Raw genomic sequence first — 18,232 nt, 5'->3', positions numbered from 1 at the left:
AAGCCTAAAAATAAAAAATTATTCAAATATCAGGGTAAGAAATGCCAAAAGCAGTCCTAGTGCTATTGCCATGACCTTTTTCCTGCTGAGTTCATGATGTTTTGTACCACTTTCATAAAAAATAGTAGTGGAAATGTGCAGAAATGCACCTACTACCAGCGCTACCAGGTATAAAAGGTAATGCTGTACAATTTCGAATCGGCTGCCCAGCCATCCTGCCAGGATAGCGGCCAGCGGTGTTACCAGTGCAAATGCCAGCAGGATCCGCCAGAGATCCGCCCTTTTTTTATGTGCATGCATCATCACGGTGATCAGTGTTAATGCTTCCGGTATTTTATGTGCGGCCACCCCCACCATCAGTGAAGGTAGTGCAGAATGATCGTCATACTTAAATCCCAGGGGAACCCCTTCCATGAAAGCATGTATGGAAAGTCCCAGCAACAGCGGTGTTACGGCAATATGATGATGGTCTTCCTGCGGCACATGCGTATGCCCGTGCTCCATACCGTGTGACAACTGCTGCAGGAATACCTGCAGAAAAAATCCTGCTACAATATACAGTCCTGCCTGATGCCCCAGTTCATGATACACTTCCGGCAGGAGGTGCATAATGATAACCCCAAAAAGAAAGGCGCCGGTAAAGGCCAGCAGGTAAATAGAAAAGTTGGCGTGAATACGTTTTATTGTCATGGGTATCAACCCACCAACAATTGTAGCAGCCAGTATTAATATCAGATAATTCCAGTTCATGATGTGAGTTCAGACTCCAGTCTTATGCGGCGTTGAAAGAAACTTCCGCTGAGCAGTCCGATTAAAATGCCCAGTAAAGCACCACCGGCTACATCCAGCGGATAGTGCACTCCTACGTATATCTGTGCGTAGCCAATAATAGCGGCCCACGCAAAAAACAACCAGGCAAACCGGCGAAAAGCTGATTTTAAAGTTATGAAACAAAATGTAGCCAACGCAAAATGATTCGCGGCGTGGTTAGAAGTAAAACTTCCGCTCATAGGGCAGTATACCACCAACACACGGGCGTAATGCGATACCACAGGGTCCCGGCAAGGCCGCACCCTTCCTATCGCCCCTTTCAGATACAGGCTGCTTTGATCTGCCAGGCCAAAGCACAGCAAAAAGAAAAGGATCCAGAAAAGTCCTTTCCAGCCATAGTTAATGGTCACAAATAAACCCAGGAAAAGGTACAAAGGCGCCCACACAAAAGGTTCCCGCACAAAAGGCAGGATAACATCCAGCGCAGCGTTATGCCATTGCCCGTTAATATGAAAAAATAATCTGAGATCTTCACGGAGTATCGATTCAAGCATGGCTATGATTTTGTAGCGATGATAACCAGTCGTGGCGAACGCTGCTCATCATAGCTGTTAAAGTGATAGTCGCCGAATATTTCTAATATTTCAAGTCCCTGCTTTGCAAACATGGCCTCAAAATCCTGCCTGGTGAAGGCATTCACGCTTTCGGTGTAAGTAGCGCGGCGCATTTTTTCTTTGTCCAGGATACTGATCTGCTTCATAAATTTATGTGCTTTCAGTTCCCGGCGGATATCAAATACTACGTTATCCTTCTCTTTCACTTCGTCATTCACCAGGTGGGCCGCTACATAATTACTGTTCAGGTAGTCCAGTACCAGCTTGCCACCGGGCTTCAGTGCATTCTTCAGTGTACGCAGCGCATTATCATTATCCCGCTGAGATTCGAAGTAACCGAAGCTGGTAAAAAAATTAAACACCACATCGAAGTAGTTTACCCAAAAAGGTAAGCGCATATCGTGTTGAAAAAAACTCAGGTGGTCGTTTTCCAGTTTTTTAGCTGCATTAATACTTTCAATAGAAAGATCAATTCCTGTTACATGATAGCCTTTATCAGCCAGGTATTTGGCATGTCGTCCCCTTCCACAGGCTACATCCAGCATTTCTGCACCAGGAACCGGTTGCAGGTACGCCAGCAATTTATCAATGAAGGCAGCTGCCTCCCGATCATCGCGGTTGTTATACAGCAAATGATAATAGGGAGAATTAAACCAATCCTTAAACCAAAGTTTATCTACTTCCATAATTTGTTAGCTTTTAGCCGTTAGCTTTTAGCTTTTAGTAAATGCAGCGTAGATGGTGTTATGTTAATCATTCGCTGCATTTCCTAAAAGCTAAAAGCTAATAGCTAACAGCTATTTTTTATTGTTAAACATCAAATATCGGGTGCTTTCGTAAAAGCCACGTGTTAAATTATCGAGGCTTTTTGCTGTATCCGGCTGCTGCGAGCGGATATTCTTCAACGGATCGCCTTTCAGATCGTATAATGCGGTGGAATCGTTTACCATGTTTATTTCATACAGGTAACGATCACCCAGTGCAGCATAAAAAGGCATCTGGTTGCGCAGGTACGTCATGAAAACATATTTATTATCTACCCGGGTGCTGTCGAACAGGTCTACGCCCAATGTATAATTTTTATATGGCATACCTACCATTTTAGCCATGGTAGGATATATATCCAGTAAGCTGCCTGGCGTAGTGATCTGTTGTGGCGCCAGGTGCTTGGGACTATACATAAATGCTGTTACATGCACGCCACCGGTAGACAGTTCATATTCCGGTAACGGCATAAAGCTGTATGGATTGAGTACACAGTTATGATCGCCGAAAAACACGAAGATGGTATTGTCCAGGTAACCATCTTTGCGGGCCATATCAATGAGATGTCCCACGTTATAGTCCTCATACCTTAAAGCATTAAACTGATCGATAGATACAAAGCCCGACTTTTTGAACTTATTCATGTCGATGTCTTTCTCCGCCAGCTTTTTAAAGTCGCCCGCGCCGCTGGTAGTAGTATAGGGCGGGTGATTATCTGCCAGTTGCAGGAAGGCTACAAAGGGTTGCTTTTTATCATTGTCTTCTTTAAAGATGCCGCTGGCTTCTGTGATCAGGTCGTAGTCGGAAACGCCCCACACATCTGCTTTGGGCGACTTATACATACCTTCCTCGTAAATGCGTACCCCTTCCACATTATTGGTAAATACTGCACGGATGTTGGCCCAGTTGGTATTTCCTCCCAGCAGGTACAATTTATCGTAGCCTTTGAACTGGTCCATCACAATACGCTGATCCAGCATTTTAGGGTGGCGGCTGGCTGTTTTCACGGAAGTGATATCCGGTAAGCCGGTATGTACGCCAAACACGGTTTTCGCCGTACTGATGGCGGGTACATAGAAGTTTTTAAAGAGAATACCACTATCTGCCAGTCGTTGCATGTTGGGCGTAGCCTGCATGGGATTGCCGTACATGCTGGTTACGGCGGCGCCGGTAGATTCCAGCATCACCAGTACTACGTTGAGTTTAGGCCTGGAGGCATCGCCGGCAACGGTACGTACGTAGTTGAGGCTATCTGCATTGGCGTTATCTACTTTCAGGTAGCTGGCCATTGCCGGGTAATACTTCCTGGTGGCTTCCGGACTGAAAGTATCTCCTTTTACGGAGAAGTTGGAAGCAAAATACAGGATGGGGTTGAGTCCCAGGCTGGTCACCCCGTTGTCGCGGGTAAACATGGCCTGGCTCCAGCGCAGTGGAAAATAGGCGATATTCCCATAGCAACCGGCGGCAAAGAGCAATACCATTCCAATTACATAACCGGTAAAGGGCCAGTTGCGCAGGTAAATGAGTGGTTGTGCGGCAAATCTTTTCCAGGTGGCCTTTTGCAGGCGATATACGAGGAACATGAATATAAAAATGCCGAGTGCTCCTCTTACTACCGGGTAACTCTGCCACACCATACGGGCGTTGTCTGCGCGTTCTCCTTTGGCCAGGAACCTTAATACAGAAGGGTCCAGGCGTTGGCCCAGGTAATCATAATGTCCCAGGTCAAGAATATAAAGAAGGGTGAGCAGCAGGTATATCAGGAAGAAATATATAAAGTTGATACGGCGTATAGGCTTAGACGTAAAAAAGGCATTACGTGTAATAAGTGCTATCAACAGTATGGGAATCATTAAATAGAGGGCGAGTCTGAGATCGAACCGTAATCCCAGGTTCCAGGCTTTCACGATGGCTGCGTGGTCTGTAATGGTAGTTTTGAAGAAGAACAGGTAAAATATAGCCCTGAACATTACCATCAGCAGGAAGAGGTAAAGCGTTTGAACAAACACATAACGAATATACCGGGGTATATTCTTCCACGAGTATTGCATGTAACGTATAGCTGTTTTTTTAAAAGCGTAGCTGCAAATATATCGAAAAAGCGGAAAGCGGAAAGGATAAAGCAAAAAGCTACTGTAGCAGAGAGCTAAGGGGATACATTAACTAATAATCGCTTATAACTTCGCTACAATAGCTTTTTGCTTTATCCTTTCTGCTCTTCCATCTTCTATTCATAATTAGGATTTCTGGAATGGATTTTTTTATATTTGCCTTCCTTTAAAACAGAATCTTGTGGCACTGATCAAATCGATATCCGGCATACGCGGAACCATAGGCGGTAAGCCCGGCGAGGGACTTTCTCCATTAGATGTGGTAAAATTCACAGCGGCATACGGCACCTGGCTGAGCCGTGAAACAGAAAACCGTAAGGTGGTAATAGGCCGTGATGGTCGTATTTCCGGCGAAATGGTGAAAAACCTCGTGGTATCTACCCTGAACGGGCTGGGTTTTGATGTAGTAGACCTTGGTCTTTCTACCACACCTACCGTTGAGCTGGCAGTTACCATGGAAAATGCTGCGGGCGGTATTATTCTTACTGCCAGCCATAATCCAAAAGAATGGAATGCGCTGAAATTACTGAACAGTAAAGGCGAATTTATTTCCGGAGATGACGGTACTCAGCTGCTGGACATTGCAGAACGTGAGGATTTTAATTTCGCGGATGTGAATAAGCTCGGCACCTACACGGTAGATGATTCTTACCTGCAGAAGCACGTAGACCTGGTGGTGAACTATCCATTGGTGGATGTGCCTGCCATCAAAGCGCGTAACTTCAAAATAGTGGTAGACGCGGTAAATTCTACTGGTGCTTTATTTGTTCCACCATTGTTAAAAGCATTGGGTGTGGAAGAAGTAGAAGTACTGTTCGGGGAAGTGAATGGTAAATTCAGTCACAATCCTGAGCCACTGGCGGAAAACCTGACAGCACTGTCCAATGAGGTGAATAAATCCAATGCTGACCTGGGCATCGCGGTAGATCCGGATGTGGATCGTCTTTGCTTTGTTTGCGAAGATGGCAGCATGTTCGGGGAAGAATACACCCTGGTAGCGGTAGCAGATTACATATTAAGTAAAAGAAAAGGAAATACCGTTTCCAATATGTCTTCCACACAGGCGCTGAAAGATGTTACCCTGAAGCATGGCGGGCAATATACCCCTTCTGCGGTGGGTGAAGTGAATGTGGTAAAGAAGATGAAAGATACAAATGCGGTAATCGGCGGAGAAGGCAATGGTGGTATCATTGTTCCTGACCTGCATTATGGCCGTGATGCGCTGATTGGTATTGGTCTTTTCCTGAGCCACCTGGCACACAGTAAAAAGAGCATCAAAGCGCTGCGTAACAGCTATCCTGATTATTTCATCTCTAAAAATAAAATAGAGCTGGATAAAGGGGTAGATGTAAAAACTATCTTCGAAAAAATTAAGGTGAAGTATAAAAACCAGCCTTTAAATACAGAAGATGGACTGAAAATAGAGTTCGACAAGGACTGGGTACACCTCCGTACGTCCAATACCGAGCCTATTATCCGTATTTATGCAGAAAGCCAGAATGAAACAACGGCAGATAATATCGCCAAGCGAATCATGCAAGACATCAAAGAATTTATGCACTGAGATAGCGATTAGCTTTTAGCCTTTAGAAAAAATGCAGCGAAGATGAAAGTATAATACGGCTCATCTTCGCTGCATTTTTTCTAAAAGCTAAAAGCTAAAGGCTAAAAGCTGTTTGCATTTTTTCTAAAAGCTAATAGCTAAAGGCTAAAAGCTAAATCAATTCTTTCAGTTTTTCTACTGCTTTATCTACTTCTTCTTTGGTGTTATTTTTACAGAAGGAGAAGCGTACCGCAATCAGATTAGGATTGCTATTGATGGCGCGAATGACGTGAGACCCCGCACTGGCGCCGGATGTACACGCGCTGCCGCCGGAGGCGCAGATGCCGTTGATGTCCATGTTAAACAGGATCATTTCACTCTTTTCTGACTTAGGGAAAGCCACGTTCAATACGGTATACAGACTGCGGCCATACAAATCGCCATTGAAGCTTACTTCCGGGATATGTTTTTGCAGTTGTTCTGCCATGTACATACGCAGGCCGTTGATGTGGGCGCTGTGCTCTTCATGTTGTACCGTAGCGATCTCCAGTGCTTTGGCAAACCCGATGATACCATAAAGGTTTTCAGTACCGGCGCGCATATTGCGTTCCTGGCTACCGCCCTGGATGAACGGGGTTATTTTTACATTTTCATTAATATAAAGGATACCTACGCCCTTAGGACCGTGGAACTTGTGTCCGGCACCGGTAATAAAGTGTACGGGGGTATTGCGCAGGTCAAATGGATAGTGACCTACTGTTTGTACGGTGTCTGAGTGGAAAATGGCGTCAAATTCCTTGCAGAGGTTACCCACCGCATGTATATCCAGCAGGTTACCAATTTCGTTATTGGCGTGCATGAGGCTTACCAGGCATCTTTCCGTGGATTGCTGCAGCAGTTCGCGCAGGTGGTCCATATCGATATGACCGGTAGGTAATACATTCACAAAAGAAAGGGCCACACCATCGTGGTGGTGCAGGTATTCTACTGTGTGCAGGGTAGCATGGTGCTCAATAGGCGAAGAAATGATGTGTTTGCAGCCCAGGTCCTTTACAGCAGCATTAATGGCTGTATTGCTGCTTTCTGTACCGCCGGAGGTAAAGAAGATCTCTCCCGGGTGTGCATTCAGTGTTTTGGCTACTGATTTACGTGCATTTTCGATTCCCAGCCTTGTTTCTCTACCGTAAGAATAAATAGAGGAAGGATTACCGAACTTTTCCGTCATAAATGGCAGCATCGCTTCTAAAACCGCTGGATCCAGCGAGGTGGTGGCTGCATTGTCAAAATATATTCTTTCCAATGTTGGTGGTTTTTGATAAAAGAATAATAATTAATGGTGGTATGGTGGTCTTAAAAAGAGAGCGAAGTTCCGAAAATTTTGGGATTTTTGATTTTGGAATTTTATGAATGGAAATAACGGATCTAGTTGAAACCGGGGGGAATATCTTTTTTCAATATGCTCTAAATGCCCATACACTCGCGTTAGTCATTATCAAATCCCCATCGAATTATCTTTGAATATTATACAATACGCCATACACTCCCTATAGATAATCTTCAATTTGCCCCGAAAACTGGTTCCCCGGATTGTGTTATATTTATAGTAATCAAAATAATCTCTCATGGCAAAACAAATGTCCATCATTCCCTTTACGGGAAAACTCGGCCCTCTCATTGGGTATAAGCGCAATGGTAACTACTTCCTGCGCTCCATGCCGAAAAGCGTGCAGCAAACGGCTGCTACCCGCCGCGCATCCCGCCGCTTTGGCATCGCCAGCAGGAAAGGCGCTTTTATCCGTCATGCTTTCTACGGCCACCTGGATATCCACTGTGATGGCGGCCACATCAACCGTCTCAACAGGGTACTCATTGCTGCCAGAGAGCATCACGAGGCCATCACAGGCTTCCGCTTCAATCAGCATACCGGAGTAGATCGTTTTTTTCCGGTGGCTCCCCGGCTTTTGAGTAACGGAATATTAAATATTCCCGCACAAACCATCGCCGGGTATGAAGGTATTGCAGCGCTGGAAGTAAAAGTGATCGCTACGCGTATTGATTTTAGATCACGCCAGGTGGCGGCTAGTGAAACGGTTACGCTCATGATAGACCCCGATACCACTTTCCAGGAAGCAAATGTTTCGCTGGATATACCCGGGCAGGGCTCACTGGTAGTGGTTTTCCAGGTAAGAGCCATGTACAAGGATGGCCCATCGGGCAGCAGACAATATATGGCCGCAGATATTATTGCAGTGGCAGCGCCACAGATACTCAAATACGCTCATAAACGTACTTACCCCAAGCGGACGAAATTGCTTCCCAAACTCACCTATACACACGCATATCCAGCTGTCATTCAACTCGAATAAAGCGATCTTGCCCCCGGAGATATTTTGATCAATAACCCCTTTATACCTGCTTTCTTTCAATAGTACATCTCTTTCCGCAGCTACAGCATAGCACTGAAGCAGCCCTGCTATGGCCACTTCTCACCTCTATCCATTTGCTGAATCAATTTCATCCCGGTTACACATCCAAACGTCATCCCCGCATCAAGTCCACCTCTACTGCACTGCTTCTATAGGTACTAAGCAGGTGCTAAGCATACGCTCGACGGAGCCTACATCATGAAGAGGTAATGTTGACTATAATGATGGGGGTTCTTAATGCACGATATCTTAAAAGCGTATTTAGCGACAACGAAGATAAAAATCCTTCTAAAATATCCGTGATGCAGGCTTTCGGGCAGCTCGTAGCCTTAGATCTGTGGCATTCTTCCTTTATAGATTGACTAAACTTTATGCTTAAAATTTACACTATCCCCCAAAAAAACCGGTGAGTGGTCCGATAATGAAATATTATCGTACTACTCACCGGTTTATGTTGTCCGGGATGCGGAAAATATATTAAGAATTTCTATTAATCACATCATAAAACCTGTCTCTGTAACCATCGGAGATGGGGATAGACTGGTTGGCGATCATCACGGTATTTTTCTCTACGCAGTTTATTTTATTGAGCGATACCAGGTAAGAACGGTGCACCCGTATGAATTTGTCGGCTGGCAAACGTGTTTCGAATGATTTAAGGCTGCGTAGTGTAAGAACGGGCAGATTATGTGTATAGATTTTCGTATAGTCTTTCAGTGCTTCGATGAAAAGAATGTCTTCCAGATTGATCTTGATGATCTTGTACTCTGTTTTTATGAAGATGTAGTCATTTACCCAGGTGGCATCCATGGGTAGGGCGGTATTACCGGCGCTTACATTTTTCTGTTGGCTGACAGACCATGTTTCGCTGGCTTTAGCCGCTGCTTTGAGAAAACGCTCAAATGGTACGGGTTTCAACAGGTAATCTACCACATCGAGATTAAAGCCGTCCAGTGCATACTCTCCGTAAGCAGTAGTAAAAACTACCATGGGAGGGTATTTAAGCGATTTAAGGAATTGAATGCCGGTGATATCGGGCATTTTGATATCCAGGAATACCAGGTCTACCGGCTCATCCTGAATAAATCGTAACGCGGTGGCCGCGTTTTCGAATTTGCCCGCCAGGGTCAGGAACGGAACCTTGCGGATATAATCTTCCATGATTTCCAGCGCCAGCGGCTCGTCATCCACTGCTATACACTTTATCATTTTTTCAACACAATTTTAAGATCAACAATAAATTGGTTCTCCGTTTCCCTGATATTAATCTCATGCTCGTTTTCATAGAGCAGCTCCAGGCGTTTCAATACATTATCCAGGCCTATTCCTCCCCGTTCGGCAACACGTTCTTTAAAGTGACTGTTCTTGACTGTTAATCTGATCATATCTTCAGTTGTAGCTATATCTATATCTATAAAAGAATCTTCTGTATAACTGATGCCGTGCTTAAATGCGTTTTCCACAAAAGGGACCAGCAACATGGGCTCTATCTGCAACGTATCTGCCTCTCCATTCAGCTGGTAGTTGATCTCTATATCTTTTGGCAACCGTAATCGTTGTATTTCTATGTAATCGTGCAGGTATTTTAACTCCTGTGACAGCAACACCCTGGCTTCATTCGACTCATAAATCATGTACCGCATGATGGTTGACAGTTTCAAAATGGCATGTTCTGTTTGTGCCGACTGTTTATGAGCCAGGGAGTAAATAGTATTTAGACAGTTAAAAAGGAAGTGAGGATTAATCTGCGACTTTAAAAATTTTAATTCCGCATTCAATTTCTCTACTTTCAGCTCTTCCCGCTGTTTTTCACTTTTAAACCACTCGAGTGCAATCTTTATAAATCCGCTCATGAACAACATCAGCAGCGCAAAAAAACCAGATCTGCGAAGTACTTCAGGGAAAAAGAGGTACTCCAGGATAGTCGGTGCATCGGGTTCCATTAAAGGGATGCCGGGATATGCCGCCGCCGTGGCATGGACAAATGTATCTACATGCGTTTCATCATTTGCCTTAACAGGAATCGCTTCTGCTCTGGCGCCTTCTTCCGCCTCCATCATCATACGACGACGGTGAAACGGTGGAAAGCCCGGCGATGTTACTTCTGAATTGTTAAATTTTCTATCCATGCGTAAAGTCATCATCGGACGATGCGCATAGGTTTTAAAAAAGTAAAAGTTAAGTGTGGCCTGTTGTGCAGTGATAAAAACAATCAGTAAAATGATGCTGCAAAGGTATACGGCAATCTTCTTCCCGTTAAAAAACCGGGGAATCAGCACGTAGATGTTGAGATAAAAAATGCCAATAAGAAACAGGTTATCCACCAGCTCTTTAATAAAGAAACCAGTATGTAAAATCTGAATCCGATAAATGAAAAACGGGAAAAATAAAAAGCATGCCCATCCGAGGACGTGCAGTGAAATGAGGAAGGGACGACTTTTGAGTATCCGTTTAAAATTTAGCATCACTTTATTTGATGCGATAAACTTACACCAGATAGGGTTAGGCTTGTGTTAAAATTTGTTAATCCAGTATAAGGGATTGTTAAATTTAATAAAGAAATTAAAATCTACTTAAAATCACAGACATAAGACTGCTTTACCATCTGAATACTTATTCCGGTACATGCGTAACAGAACTAAATATCCGGATAGTAAAGCAGTTGAATATCTGAATAAATTTACTCCGCTTCGGTAATCTTCATATTAATCAATTCCTGTTGTGTCATAGCAGGAATTTTGTGATGCGTTAACTTGTCGGCAACCACATTTCCTACCCGCAGAGCGTTTTCCCTGGTGCGAAAAACACGGTGTCCGGCTACACCTGGAAGCATGTCCTGATAAATGTAGGTATGACCATCTACATTTACTTTATACCCCCATCCACCATTTATTTCAAATGGTTCCACCACCACGGCCAGCATATCGGAATCACTCTTTTGAGCTATCTTATTCTGACCGGATTTCCAGGCAAAAAAAGCCAACGCTATCACGGCTATACCGGCAGCGATAATAATATTACGCTTAGTCATTTTTGTTATACTCTGCAGTTGGATCAAATTCACGCATATCATCGAGTTGCAGGGTACTGCTTACACCAAGTACCACGAAACCACGATCTTTCACCGCAAATCCGGTAGAATATTGACGGGCAGCTCCTTCAAAGTCGGTTTTCTGTACCCAGCGATCAGTTTCCGGCGTATATTCCCAGGTAGCTGCAGATAAACTGCCTTTCACACCGGAAACAACATAACCTTTACCTTTCATCGCGAAAGAGGCAGCGCCACTACCTGCGAAGTTGTAGGAATCATCAAAACTATCATCGCTCACATTGGCAATGGAGTTCAGGGTAGTCCAGGTTTTGGTATCGCCATCAAAAGAATAGAAATCGGTTACCGCACTGTTATTGGCAGTACCCATACTTACATAAGCCTTGTTGCCGATCACAAAAACAGAAGCATCCTGTCTTTTTCCACTGTTAAGACTCTGTGCCTGTGTCCAGGTATCTGTAGCCGGACTGTACTCCCAGTTATCCTTTAACCAGTTGCCATCATAACCCGTAGCGATGTAACCTTTATCCTTCAACCCAAAAGCCACTGCACCATAACGGCCGGTACCGGGGAAAGGTTTCTTGGTAGTCCACTTGTTTTGAACAGGGTCGTATTCGTAGAAGTCATTCATTTTGGTTAATCCGTCAGTACCTGTACCCACATAGCCTTTTCCACTTATAGCCATGCCTACCGCGTTACTACGACCAGGGCCAGTGAAAGGGGTAGTTATTTGCGTCCACTGATTCTGATCTACATTGTACATCCAGAAGTCTGTCAACCTGTTAAGTCCATCGTACCCGGTTCCTACATAGGCTTTATTATCAATTACGAAAGAAGCAGCTGCATTTCTGGCAACACCTTCAAATTCGGAACGTTTAATCCAGTTTCCTACCAGTGTGGTGGTGTTTGAACTCTTCGAACAGGCTGCCAGGGAAGCCATCAATAATAAACTATAACCTTTTAAATATCGCATTAGCATGTTCTTTTTACTGCAGCCAAAATTATCCGCCGAAGCATTCCGGCAAACAGGAAATAGCTGTTCCCGCTGTTTTAGATGACGGATACCGTTATTTCATCTACCAGTTGGAATCTTTGGCGGGAAATGCTTGTTCCTGCCCTACCGGCAGCATAAAGGATATATTTCGTTATTCATCGATAAATTTTGGCCATTGGCATATTAAAGCAACTGAAAGTATTGATCCTGTCTAAAATTGCGCACCATGAACAATACCATGTATCATTTATTTTTCAGGCGTGTAAATGGAAGTATACGCAGATATCTTCCGGCACTTTTATTGGTGGCTGCCATTTCATCCTGCCAGAAATCAGGGTTTACCTATAATAATATTGTAGATAATAACCAGAATACAGACAATGTACTTTCTGATACGCTTTCTATACAGATGAAAACAATACGGCAGGATTCTATGCCCACCTCCGGCTCAGAAGTAATGCTGGCTGGTAAAAGAGTAGATCCGCTATTCGGCACTTCTACCGTCCAGTCCTTTTTCCAGATTGCACAGCCCACGGCCGTAGACATTCCGCTTAACGGCTCGAAGTATGATTCCATGGTGCTGATCATGCATCAGAACGGCTATGTTTCCGGCGACACTACCCAGGAACAGGAGTTACAGGTGTACCGGGTAACTTCTACCATACAAACGGCTACTAACTTTTACTACCTGTACAACAGCAGTAATTTTTCTACAGAAAGCACACCTATAGGGAATTTCAAAGGGGTAATACGGCCTGGCATTGATAAAATCATCACCGCACATATGTCCGATCAACTGGGTAACCAGCTGTTTACCATGATACGCGACAAAAGTGGTGATGTCACCACCAGTCCCACCTGGCTGGCTTTCTTTAAAGGGTTGAATGTAAGAGGAGGCCCTAACAGTAAAACGGTAAACGGGTTTACAGCGAATGATACCAGTCTCGTGATGCGGCTGTACTATCATATCAATGAGCAGATCACTACCGTCAGGTATGTTGATTTTAAAATGCAGGCGGCTAATCTGCAGTTTAACCAGGTAAAAACAGCTCGTACCGGTACCTTACTGGCGCCATTCGATGGAACGGTGAAAACATTACCAACTGCCAGCACCGGTAACCAGGGCTTTTGTCAGCCTATAACGGGAATAGCTACACGCATTGACATTCCATACATCAAAAACCTGGTGTACCTGGGTCAGTTTTTCAAGATCATGAAAGTATACATGACCCTGAAACCCGTGGTGGGTACCTACGTAAACGACCGCCTGCCGCCAAGAGTAGCGCTTTGTGAACTGGATCAGAACAACAACGTAACAGATACGCTTACCTATGGTCAGCTCACTATCGATAATCAGTTTAATGTAAACACCAACTATACCTTCGACATTACCAACTATGTTATTAAAGAACAAACGGTATCAGATTTTTATTCGCGAGGCCTGTTGCTTACTCCCAGCGCTACAGATGGCAGAACAACGCTGGACAGGCTGGTGATTGGTGACCAGCAAAATATTCAGAACCGGGCTAAAATACAGTTATACTATCTGTTGTACAAATAAAGGATACTCATGCGAATCAAAATATATAGCGGTTTTATTATACTCCTGTTGTGCAGTACAGCAGCGAAAGCACAACATGGCCTTAATTCCATTTACTCTGCCTATGGCATAGGTGACCTGGAGACAAGGGATTACAGCCGCAATTTCGGGCTGGGAAGTACCGGCATTGCCCGCCGTCACTCCGGCTACCTCAATGAGCTCAATCCGGCTTCCTATAGCGCCCTGCCTACTCAAAACTTTATGTTTGATGTGTCGCTGAAAGCGCAACAGGTGAATTACAGTGGCAGTGGTATTTCACAAAGCGCCGGTGATGTTAACTTTAAACGTGCGGCGCTTGGATTCAAAGCAGCTAAGTTCTGGGGCATCAGCGCAGGAATTGCGCCTTTCAGTACGGTAGATTACAAATTGCTGAACCAGCAGTTTATGACCGGCACAGGCGCCCCTGTCACTGAAACAACCACCGGTACCGGCGGTTTTAACAGGGCCTATATTTCCAATGGCTTCCAGCTCAGCAAAAACTTCTCTGTGGGTGTATCTACCGCATTTCTTTTTGGTCCGCTGAACACCTCAAAATATACAGGTTCTGACTCCTTACAAACCCAGCGCGATAAATATGGTTTCAAACCCAACTTTACTGCAGGTGCACAATACGTTGGCAAAATAAGTAAGGACTGGCAACTGGGACTGGGCGCTACCTATCGCTTCCAAACCAAGATGAAGCTGCAGGAAACACTGAATATCGTAGATCAGAACGGAACTTCTCTTTACAACAAAGACCAGGACCCTTCCTATTTTACGTTGCCCGCTGAATATGGCGCTGGTATTTCCCTCACCAATGGTACTTTCACCTGGGTAGCAGATTATCGCCACCAGTTGTGGAACAGTCTCAATGAAAAAGGCCCTACCTACAGCTACCAGGATGGTGAACGTTTCTCTACCGGTTTAGAATATACGCTGAAACGCCAGTATTTTAACCAAACCATTGAGGGAACGGTATTACAGGCAGGTTTCAGCTATAACAGGTCACCGTTGGTGGTGAGCAGTACACAGATAAAAGATATATCCGGTACGCTGGGCGTGTCGTTGCCCAGTAAAAACGGACAGTTAAGATATTATGTAGGCCTGGAAGCAGGACAGCGCGGTACTACCGGCACTGCACTGGTAAAAGAAACGTATGTGAATGCGGTATTTAACTTCAGCCTGAGAGATATCTGGTTCTTTAAGCGGTTATCACAATAGGAAAAAGCAAAAAGCTATTACAGCGAATGATCAAAGCGAATATTAAATCTAAACGCATCGTTCATTCGCTGTAATAGCTTTTTGCTTTCTGCTTTTAGCTTTCTGCATTCAGCAGTTGGCGGAACCAATAGCCGGAGTCCTTGATAGTACGTTGCTGGGTTTCAAAATTTACGTGAACGAGGCCAAAGCGTGCGCGATACCCTTCTGACCACTCAAAGTTATCGGTGAGGGTCCAGGCAAAATAGCCATCCACGGGGATGCCTTCCTGACGGGCTTTCAGTACCGCTGCAAGGTATTCCTGGAAATACTGAATACGGGCCACATCTTCCACGCGGCCATCTGCTGCGGGAGTATCCGGAAAGGCTGCTCCTCCTTCTGTTACAATCAGCTTTTTAATGCCTTTGTAAGCCGCAAATTGTTTTAATACTTCGTATAGTCCGTTACCGTTAATCTCCCAGCCTAACCCGGTGAGAGGCACATTCCTGGACTTCGCTTTTACCTCAGAAATTTTTACGACGGGCATAAAAGAATTGTATTTCACCACGAGTGGGAAATAATTCTGTACCCCAATAAAATCAAAATCAAATGCCAGCCGGTCCCAGTCGCGCCACAGGGCGTAACGGCGCCCTATTTTTTTAAGCAATGGAAAATCTTCCACCGGATAGCCCATGCCCAGTGAGGGTTCCAGGAACAAGCGATTAAACAGGGCATCTGCACGGCGTGCCGCCAGCAGATCAGCCTCACTATTTGAATAGGGAATAATTTGTGAGCAGGACAAGGCGGTGCCGATATTAGCACCTGCTACTTCATCGCGGATAACGCGTCCGGCTTCTGCCTGTGCCAGCACCGCATGGTGTACTGCCGGCAAAAACCAGGACAACCCGAACTTACCGGGAGCATGTACGCCCAGCATATAGCCCAGGGCAGTGAAACCAAATGGTTCATTTAACACGATCCAGTTCTTTACCTTATTGCCATATTCACGGGCACATATTCTTACAAATTCTTCAAAAGCAAAAACTACTCCCCGATGGCTCCAGCCCCCTTTATGTTCCAGCGCCTGGGGTAAATCCCAATGATACAGGGTGATATAGGGTTCCAGGCCCAGTTCCAGGCAGGCATCTATTACCCGGTGGTAATAGTCGATTCCGGCAGGATTAACCGCGCCGGTGCCTTTAGGTATAATACGTGACCAGGAAATGGAAAAACGAAACACCGAGAAGCCCAGCAGCCTTGCCAGCAGTATATCCTGGGTATAGCGATTATAGAAATCGGTGGCTACCTGTGCATGACTTTTATCTTTGATTTTGCCTTTGCGGCCGGAGAAAGTATCCCAAATAGAAGGGCCTTTGCCATCTGTATCGAAGGCACCTTCATTCTGAAAAGCGGAAATTGTGACACCCCAAAGAAAGTCTTCCCCGAAATCCTTGCGTGTAAAGGGTACAGCAGTTTTTTGCATACGCGATACCAATAAAACCGGGGGCTAGCGACCCCGTAACAGCATGCAGTTTACGACAGTTTTCGGGGAAAAGTAATTATATAATTGTTAAGCCGAATCGCAGAAAAGCATTTTTTAAATATTATTTTTGAAAAACGACTAAACATACGGTTAATAACATGTTGAAGATAAACCTGGTGCTTGGACTTGCTCTGCTGAGCAGTTGTGCAGGAAGCCCTGGCAAGCAGGGAGCTGCCAACACCGAAAAAAAAGACACACTGAATAAGATGGTACTCATACCTGCCGGCAACTTCCTCATGGGGGCTGATGACGCTACCGGCATGGCAGATGAATATCCCAAGCACTCCGTAGACGTGGCCAGTTTCTGGATGGATGAACATGAAGTAACCAACCAGGAGTTTGCCAACTTTGTAGCAGCTACCGGTTATATTACCACCGCCGAAAAACCTATCAGTAAAGAAGAGTTAATGGCCAGCATGCCGCCAGGCAGTCCGGAGCCGGACAGTAGTGCACTGGCAGGGATGATGGCACCGGGTGCACTGGTATTTACCCCCCCGGATCATGCCGTTCCATTCAATGATATTTCCCAATGGTGGACATTTGTACCAGGAACCAGCTGGAAGCATCCGGAAGGTCCTGGCAGCAACATTGATAACAGGGGCAATCAGCCCGTTACGCAGGTTTCCTGGCTGGATGCACAGGCTTATGCCAAATGGGCCGGAAAAAGGCTCCCTACAGAAGCAGAGTGGGAATATGCTTCCCGTGGCGCCCTCTCCGGGAAGTTGTATCCCTGGGGTGATGAAGCGCTGACCAGCGGCAAACCCAAAGCCAATACGTGGAATGGCAATTTTCCTTATAAGAATACCAAAACCGATGGCTACTACGGTACCGCACCGGTAAAATCGTATAGTCCTAATGGTTACCAGTTGTACGACATGTCCGGCAACGTATGGGAATGGTGTGAGGACTGGTACGATGCCAATTATTATGTGCAGGGAGAAAAGGGCGTGCACAACCCTTCGGGGCCGGCAGCAGGCTTTGACCCGGATGATCCGGGTCAGGCCAAGAGAGTGATCAGGGGTGGTTCCTATATGTGTAGTGATGAATATTGCCGGGGTTACCGGGTATCAGCGCGCATGAAAAGCACGCCTGAATCCGGGTTATCCAATCTGGGCTTCCGTTGTGCACGTTCAGTCCTCCAGAAATGAGGACAGCACCCTATAGTCGCCGTTATAACGTTTCCCGTTCAGATAAAAAGTAGGGGTACCATTTACGCCGCTGCGAACACCACTTTCGAAGTCGGCTTCTACCCTGCTTAATAATTTGGGCGAGTCCATATCATCCGCAAATTTCCGCAGGTCTATTTCAAAATCGGCCGCCAGTCTTAATAAGAACGCTTCATTTAGTTCAGGCTGGCGGGCATAAATCGCATCGTGCATTTCCCAGAACCTGTTTTGGTTAGCAGCAGCTTCCGCCGCTAATGCAGCATCCATGGCATATTCATGAGTTTCTGAGAGCGGGAAATTGCGAAAAACAAAGCGTAGCCGGTTCGCAAAGCGTTCCTGCAATTGTTTTACTACAAAGAAAGCTTCCCGGCAGTAAGGGCACTGAAAATCGCCGTATTCTACCAGTTCTATGGTGGCATTTTGCACACCGAGGATATGGTCCAGTGCATTCACCGGAGGAATCAGGGTAGGCAT

Annotated in this window: 16 protein-coding genes; 5 read left to right on the top strand and 11 right to left on the bottom strand. The window is 45.3% G+C overall.

The features are described from left to right. Window positions 1-18 precede the first annotated feature (18 nt). The 4 genes from AC1DP6_RS15560 to AC1DP6_RS15545 form a co-directional block, all read right to left on the bottom strand. A complete protein-coding gene (locus tag AC1DP6_RS15560; protein ID WP_477055642.1) occupies window positions 19-750 on the bottom strand; it encodes a ZIP family metal transporter in 732 nt (243 codons plus the stop codon). Then, window positions 747-1,325 carry a phosphatase PAP2 family protein gene (locus AC1DP6_RS15555; protein ID WP_441572398.1) on the bottom strand — a complete coding sequence of 193 codons (579 nt, stop codon included), beginning with the start codon at window positions 1,323-1,325 and terminating at the stop codon, window positions 747-749. Before AC1DP6_RS15555 ends, AC1DP6_RS15560 begins: the two co-directional genes overlap by 4 nt. A gap of 2 nt (window positions 1,326-1,327) precedes the next feature. Further along, a complete protein-coding gene (locus AC1DP6_RS15550; protein ID WP_477055641.1) occupies window positions 1,328-2,071 on the bottom strand; it encodes a class I SAM-dependent methyltransferase in 744 nt (247 codons plus the stop codon). A 111-nt stretch (window positions 2,072-2,182) separates the two neighbouring features. Continuing rightward, a complete protein-coding gene (locus AC1DP6_RS15545) occupies window positions 2,183-4,201 on the bottom strand; it encodes an LTA synthase family protein (protein WP_477055640.1) in 2,019 nt (672 codons plus the stop codon). A gap of 241 nt (window positions 4,202-4,442) precedes the next feature. Between AC1DP6_RS15545 and glmM the strand changes: the two genes are divergently transcribed. After that, the gene (glmM, locus tag AC1DP6_RS15540; RefSeq protein WP_477055639.1) at window positions 4,443-5,825 is read left to right on the top strand and encodes a phosphoglucosamine mutase; all 1,383 of its coding nucleotides are present in this window, start codon (window positions 4,443-4,445) and stop codon (window positions 5,823-5,825) included. 151 nt (window positions 5,826-5,976) lie between these two features. Here the strand turns inward: glmM and AC1DP6_RS15535 are convergent, their stop codons facing one another. Continuing rightward, window positions 5,977-7,104 (bottom strand): cysteine desulfurase family protein, encoded by a 1,128-nt coding sequence (locus AC1DP6_RS15535; protein WP_477055638.1) that lies wholly within the window; start codon window positions 7,102-7,104, stop codon window positions 5,977-5,979. Between the two features lie 322 nt (window positions 7,105-7,426). On the opposite strand from AC1DP6_RS15535, the gene AC1DP6_RS15530 reads away from it, so the two are divergent. After that, entirely contained in the window at window positions 7,427-8,170 is a 744-nt protein-coding gene (locus AC1DP6_RS15530; protein WP_477055637.1) for a hypothetical protein, read from the top strand. A 537-nt stretch (window positions 8,171-8,707) separates the two neighbouring features. Here the strand turns inward: AC1DP6_RS15530 and AC1DP6_RS15525 are convergent. The 4 genes from AC1DP6_RS15525 to AC1DP6_RS15510 all read right to left on the bottom strand — a co-directional run bounded on the left by AC1DP6_RS15525 (window position 8,708) and on the right by AC1DP6_RS15510 (window position 12,252). Next, complete coding sequence (locus tag AC1DP6_RS15525; RefSeq protein ID WP_441572404.1) at window positions 8,708-9,439, bottom strand: LytR/AlgR family response regulator transcription factor; 732 nt, start codon at window positions 9,437-9,439, stop codon at window positions 8,708-8,710. After that, a complete protein-coding gene (locus tag AC1DP6_RS15520) occupies window positions 9,436-10,554 on the bottom strand; it encodes a sensor histidine kinase (protein ID WP_477055636.1) in 1,119 nt (372 codons plus the stop codon). Before AC1DP6_RS15520 ends, AC1DP6_RS15525 begins: the two co-directional genes overlap by 4 nt. A gap of 356 nt (window positions 10,555-10,910) precedes the next feature. Further along, the gene (locus AC1DP6_RS15515; RefSeq protein ID WP_477055635.1) at window positions 10,911-11,261 is read right to left on the bottom strand and encodes a DUF4907 domain-containing protein; all 351 of its coding nucleotides are present in this window, start codon (window positions 11,259-11,261) and stop codon (window positions 10,911-10,913) included. Beyond that, complete coding sequence (locus AC1DP6_RS15510) at window positions 11,254-12,252, bottom strand: Kelch repeat-containing protein (protein WP_477055634.1); 999 nt, start codon at window positions 12,250-12,252, stop codon at window positions 11,254-11,256. The genes AC1DP6_RS15515 and AC1DP6_RS15510 overlap by 8 nt, the downstream gene beginning before the upstream one ends. A 247-nt stretch (window positions 12,253-12,499) precedes the next feature. Between AC1DP6_RS15510 and AC1DP6_RS15505 the strand changes: the two genes are divergently transcribed. Together AC1DP6_RS15505 and bamG are read left to right on the top strand one after the other, a co-directional pair. After that, complete coding sequence (locus tag AC1DP6_RS15505) at window positions 12,500-13,834, top strand: hypothetical protein (RefSeq protein WP_477055633.1); 1,335 nt, start codon at window positions 12,500-12,502, stop codon at window positions 13,832-13,834. A gap of 9 nt (window positions 13,835-13,843) precedes the next feature. Continuing rightward, window positions 13,844-15,073, top strand: coding sequence for a BamG family beta-barrel-assembly machinery protein (gene bamG, locus AC1DP6_RS15500; protein ID WP_477055632.1), 1,230 nt, complete (start codon window positions 13,844-13,846; stop codon window positions 15,071-15,073). A gap of 94 nt (window positions 15,074-15,167) precedes the next feature. Here the strand turns inward: bamG and AC1DP6_RS15495 are convergent, their stop codons facing one another. After that, entirely contained in the window at window positions 15,168-16,532 is a 1,365-nt protein-coding gene (locus tag AC1DP6_RS15495; protein WP_477055631.1) for a GH1 family beta-glucosidase, read from the bottom strand. A 158-nt stretch (window positions 16,533-16,690) separates the two neighbouring features. Between AC1DP6_RS15495 and AC1DP6_RS15490 the strand changes: the two genes are divergently transcribed. Further along, window positions 16,691-17,740: a formylglycine-generating enzyme family protein gene (locus AC1DP6_RS15490; RefSeq protein WP_477055630.1), complete on the top strand. Its 1,050-nt coding sequence runs from the start codon at window positions 16,691-16,693 to the stop codon at window positions 17,738-17,740. Here the strand turns inward: AC1DP6_RS15490 and AC1DP6_RS15485 are convergent. Beyond that, window positions 17,723-18,232 (bottom strand): DsbA family protein, encoded by a 510-nt coding sequence (locus AC1DP6_RS15485; protein WP_477055629.1) that lies wholly within the window; start codon window positions 18,230-18,232, stop codon window positions 17,723-17,725. The genes AC1DP6_RS15490 and AC1DP6_RS15485 overlap by 18 nt on opposite strands.

Source organism: Chitinophaga sp. 01L420, from assembly GCF_056399985.1.
The sequence above is the reverse complement of the archived record's forward strand: the minus strand, read 5'-3'. Positions and strand labels throughout refer to the sequence as shown.

Coding starts and splice junctions, on each gene's coding strand:
- AC1DP6_RS15560 (WP_477055642.1), bottom strand. CDS start 750: ATGAACTGGAATTATCTGATATTAATACTGGCTGCTACAATTGTTGGT.
- AC1DP6_RS15530 (WP_477055637.1), top strand. CDS start 7,427: ATGGCAAAACAAATGTCCATCATTCCCTTTACGGGAAAACTCGGCCCT.
- AC1DP6_RS15510 (WP_477055634.1), bottom strand. CDS start 12,252: ATGCGATATTTAAAAGGTTATAGTTTATTATTGATGGCTTCCCTGGCA.
- AC1DP6_RS15550 (WP_477055641.1), bottom strand. CDS start 2,071: ATGGAAGTAGATAAACTTTGGTTTAAGGATTGGTTTAATTCTCCCTAT.
- AC1DP6_RS15495 (WP_477055631.1), bottom strand. CDS start 16,532: ATGCAAAAAACTGCTGTACCCTTTACACGCAAGGATTTCGGGGAAGAC.
- AC1DP6_RS15545 (WP_477055640.1), bottom strand. CDS start 4,201: ATGCAATACTCGTGGAAGAATATACCCCGGTATATTCGTTATGTGTTT.
- AC1DP6_RS15555 (WP_441572398.1), bottom strand. CDS start 1,325: ATGCTTGAATCGATACTCCGTGAAGATCTCAGATTATTTTTTCATATT.
- AC1DP6_RS15485 (WP_477055629.1), bottom strand. CDS start 18,232: ATGCCTACCCTGATTCCTCCGGTGAATGCACTGGACCATATCCTCGGT.
- bamG (WP_477055632.1), top strand. CDS start 13,844: ATGCGAATCAAAATATATAGCGGTTTTATTATACTCCTGTTGTGCAGT.
- AC1DP6_RS15490 (WP_477055630.1), top strand. CDS start 16,691: ATGTTGAAGATAAACCTGGTGCTTGGACTTGCTCTGCTGAGCAGTTGT.
- AC1DP6_RS15525 (WP_441572404.1), bottom strand. CDS start 9,439: ATGATAAAGTGTATAGCAGTGGATGACGAGCCGCTGGCGCTGGAAATC.
- AC1DP6_RS15505 (WP_477055633.1), top strand. CDS start 12,500: ATGAACAATACCATGTATCATTTATTTTTCAGGCGTGTAAATGGAAGT.
- AC1DP6_RS15515 (WP_477055635.1), bottom strand. CDS start 11,261: ATGACTAAGCGTAATATTATTATCGCTGCCGGTATAGCCGTGATAGCG.